This is a genomic window from Acidithiobacillus sulfurivorans, assembly GCF_018853815.1.
Lineage (GTDB): Bacteria > Pseudomonadota > Gammaproteobacteria > Acidithiobacillales > Acidithiobacillaceae > Acidithiobacillus > Acidithiobacillus sulfurivorans.
Genome location: NZ_JAAOMP010000008.1, coordinates 1 through 1,531 on the forward strand (window position 1 = coordinate 1; position 1,531 = coordinate 1,531).

The 1,531-nt window shown below is 57.0% G+C and carries 1 protein-coding gene; it reads left to right on the forward strand.

Annotation, left to right across the window (positions count from 1 at the left end; genetic code table 11):
- Positions 1 to 70: 70 nt before the first annotated feature.
- Positions 71 to 1,531 (forward strand): efflux RND transporter permease subunit (locus tag HAP95_RS00110; protein ID WP_226832306.1); only part of this gene is annotated, 1,461 nt, incomplete at its 3' end.

Genomic DNA, 1,531 nt, shown 5'->3' on the forward strand with positions numbered 1-1,531 from the left:
ACGCACAAGAACTTTATCAACCTGGCCTACCTGATCCTGGGCAAGCTGGATCTCAGGCTACCCACTTGAAATGACGAGGAACCATATTTTTGTGGGTTACCCAGGTCACTCTCCTGCCGAAGTATCGCGCATGGTCAGTGATCCTCTGGAACGCATGATGAGCGAATTGCCCGGCGTGCGACACGTTTATTCGGTGTCGAATCGCGGTGAATCCATGGTTACTGTGCGCTTTCAGGTGGGCAGACGGATGGGCCCCTCCCTGGTGGAGGTCTACAACAAGCTCGCCGCCAACATGAACCGGATTCCGCCGGGAGCCAGTCATCCTCTGGTCCGTGCCAAGGGCATCAACAGCGTCCCCTTCATGACGTTTACGCTCTGGTCCCGGCAGGTCGGTCCTGCCACCCTCAACGAAATTGCCCGCACCGCGTTGCAACATCTCAAGCAGGTTCCCCAGACCGGGGAGAGTTTTATTGTCCACGGTCCTCAGGAAACACTGACCGTCGATATTCACCCGGGCCGCCTGGCCGCTTATGGCATCACCCCGCAGCAGGTCGCGCAAACGATTAAGGCTTCCAATGCCCAGACAGAAACCGGGCAGACCGATGTGCAAAACATGCAGATGCGCGTTGTCACCGGACAGTTTCTGCGCACTCCGGCAGAAGTGCGCAATTTGGTGGTCGGGGTATATGACGGAGAACCGGTGTATCTGTTTCAGGTGGCGCAGGTCCGGCTCGGACCCAGCGATCCTCACAGTCTGGTAACTTATTACCAGAAGGCCAGCAAAAATCAGCCCGAAGTGGATGGCGCTCCGGCGGTCACCATTGCCCTGGCCAAAATTGCCGGCAGTAACGGCGTGACGGTAGCCCGGGCCCTCATCCAGAAAATGCACAGTCTGGAAGGGACGGTCATCCCCGGTAATGTGCATGTCAGTATCACCCGTGATAACGGCAAAAAAGCCAATGCCAAGGTCGATTCCCTGCTCTTCAAGCTTTTTGTGGCCACCGCAGCCGTCACCCTGCTGATTCTGCTGGCCCTGGGATGGCGGGCGGCCGCTGTCGTCGTCATCACCATTCCGCTGATTTTGCTGATTACCGTATTCTCGGCCTGGTTATTGGGGATCACCATCAATCGGGTCAGCCTGTTCGGGTTGATTTTCTCCATCGGTATTCTCGTCGACGACTCCATCGTGATTGTCGAGAACGTGTATCGCCGCTGGCTGCAGGAAGGGACGACGTCCACTGAAACCCTCATTGATGCGGTGCGCGAAGTGGGTAATCCCACCATTCTGGCGACTTTTACGGTCATTGCCGCCTTGTTGCCCATGGGTTTTGTGGGCGGAATGATGGGTCCTTACATGGCGCCCATTCCGGTACTGGGTTCCGTGGCCATGCTCTTTTCCCTGTTCACCGCCTTTGCTCTGGCCCCCTGGTTGATGCTGCGTTTCAAACCCAGCCTGAAAACCCTGGAACGCATGCATAAGGGCGAACACCGGCAGGCTACGTGGTTGCGCAAATTTTTCCGGAACACCCTG